This window comes from Kitasatospora sp. NPDC003701, assembly GCF_053587085.1.
The window spans coordinates 1-2,715 of the sequence record NZ_JBSFNM010000159.1; the positions used below are offsets into that span (position 1 = coordinate 1).

General features: G+C 76.3%; 1 protein-coding gene. It reads right to left on the minus strand.

Annotated elements, in window-relative coordinates:
* A partial coding sequence (locus ACWDRR_RS44350; RefSeq protein ID WP_449778024.1) for a type I polyketide synthase occupies positions 1-2,715 on the minus strand: 2,715 nt, incomplete at both ends.

Sequence of the window (2,715 nt, forward strand, 5' to 3'; positions counted from 1 at the left end):
GGGCCCAGGGCCCGCGCGCACTCCGCGATGCGCTCGGCGAACACCGGCGAGGAGTCCAGCAGTTCACGACCCATCCCGGCCCACTGCGAACCCTGCCCCGGGAACACCAGCACCGTCCGGCCGGCCGCCGCCGAGGAGGCGGCGCTGCCGGTCACCACCGCCGGGCCGCCCTCGCCGCGCGCCAGCGCGGCCAGCCCGGCCGACGCCTCCTGCGGCGAGCCGGCCACCACCACCGCGCGCTCGGACAGCAGCGCCCGCCGGGAGACCAGCGCACCGGCCAGCGCCGCCGTGTCCGCCGCCCCGGCGAGGGCCGTCAGCCGCCCGGCCTGGCCCGCCAGCGAGACGGCGCTCTTCGCCGACACCACCAGCGGGACCACACCGGTGGGCGCGGCCTCGACCGCGACCGGCTCCTCCGCGGGCGCCTGCTCCAGGATCACGTGCGCGTTCGTGCCGCTCAGGCCGAAGGAGGAGACCCCGGCCCGGCGCGGCCGGTCCACCTCCGGCCAGGCCCGTGCCTCGGTCAGCAGCTCGACGGCGCCCGCCGTCCAGTCCACCTGCGAGGACGGCGCGTCCACGTGCAGCGTCGCCGGCATCACGCCGTGCCGCAGCGCCTGCACCATCTTGATCACACCCGACACACCGGCCGCCGCCTGCGCGTGGCCGATGTTGGACTTCAGCGATCCCAGCCAGAGCGGCCGCTCCGGGTCGCGACCGCGACCGTAGGTGGCCAGCAGCGCCTGTGCCTCGATCGGGTCGCCCAGCACCGTCCCGGTGCCGTGCCCCTCCACCAGGTCGACGTCGGCGGTCGACAGTCCGGCCGAGGCCAGCGCCTTGCGGATCACCCGCTGCTGCGAGGGGCCGTTGGGCGCGGTCAGACCGTTGGACGCGCCGTCCTGGTTCACCGCGCTGCCCCGCAGCACGGCCAGCACCCGGTGGCCGTTGCGCCGCGCCTCGGAGAGCCGCTCCAGCACCACCACGCCCGCACCCTCGGCCCAGCCGGTGCCGTCGGCCGCGTCCGCGTAGGACTTGCACCGGCCGTCCGTCGCCAGCGCCTTCTGCCGGGAGAACTCCATGAACATGCTCGGGCTGGACATCACCGTCGAACCGCCGGCCAGCGCCAGCGAGCACTCGCCCTGGCGCAGCGCCTGGGCGGCCAGGTGGATCGCCACCAGGGACGACGAGCAGGCCGTGTCCACGGTGACCGCCGGGCCCTCGAACCCGAACACGTACGACACCCGGCCCGACGCCACGCTCGCACCGGCGCCGGTCAGGGCGAAGCCGCCCAGCTCCGCCGGCACCGTGCCGCCGGCGTAGTAGTCGACGCCCATGATGCCGTTGAACACCCCGACGTCGGTGCCCTTCAGCGAACCCGGATCGATGCCGGCCCGCTCCATGGCCTCCCACGAGGTCTCCAGCAGCAGCCGCTGCTGCGGGTCCATGGCGAGCGCCTCGCGCGGCGAGATCCCGAAGAAGACCGGGTCGAACAGCGGCGCCTCGTGCAGGAACCCGCCCTGGCTGACGTAGGAGGTGCCCTCGCTCTCCGGGTCGGCGTCGAACAGCTCGTCCAGGCCCCAGCCCCGGTCGGAGGGGAACAGCGACACGCCGTCCCGCCCCTCGGCGACCAGCTGCCACAGGTCCTCCGGGGTGGCCACACCACCGGGGAGCCGGCAGGCCATGCCGACGATCGCCACCGGATCGGCCGGGTCGTGCACGGCCGCCGCGGGCACGACCGGGCCGGCCGCGACCGCCGTCCCGTCGAACTCGCCGTCCAGGAAACGGGCCAGCGCGAGCGGGGTCGGGTAGTCGAACACGGCCGTGGCGGGCAGGCTGAGGCCGGTGGCCTCGCGCAGCCGGTTGCGCAGCTCGACCGAGGTCAGCGAGTCGAAGCCGGCGTCCTTGAAGGCCCGCTCCGCCGCGACCTTCGCCGCGCCCGCGTGGCCGAGCACCGACGCGACGTGCGTACGGACCAGCTCCAGCAGCAGCGCCTCGCGGTCGGCCGCCGCCAGCCCGGCCAGCCGGGCGGCCAGCCCGCCGCCAGTGCCCCCGGCCGCCGCGGAGCGCGCCGACTGCCGGCCCGGGCGGACCAGGCCCTGCAGCAGGGGCGGCACCCCGGCACCGGCCGTGGCGGCCGCGCGCAGGGCCCGCAGATCGAGCTTGACCGGCACGAGCAGCGCCCGGTCGGCGTACAGCGCGGTGTCGAAGAGCTCCATGCCCTCCGCCGCCGTCAGCGGCTGGGCGCCGCCGCGCCGGTTCATCCGGCTCCGGGACAGCTCGTCCAGGTCGGCACCCATGCCGTCGGCCTGCGCCCACGGGCCCCAGGCCAGCGACAGCGCCGGCAGACCGGCCGCCCGGCGCCGGGCCATCAAGCCGTCCATGTAGGCGTTCGCCGCCGCATAGGCGCCCGTGCCCGCGCCCAGGAACACCGCCGAGACCGACGAGTACGCGATGAACGCGTCGAGATCCGGGGCGAGTTCGCGGGTCAGCTCGTCCAGGTGCCGGGTCGCGGTCACCTTCGGCGCGAACACCCGCTCCAGCCGCTCCGCGTCGACCTCACCGATCACACCGCCGTCGAAGACGCCCGCCGCGTGGACCACGGCGGTCAGCCGGCGCCCGTCGCGCCGGACGGCGGCCAGCAGCTCCGCCACCGCCTCCCGGTCGGTCACGTCGCAGGCCGGCACCGTCACCGACTCCGCGCCCAGCTCGTACAGCTCGGCC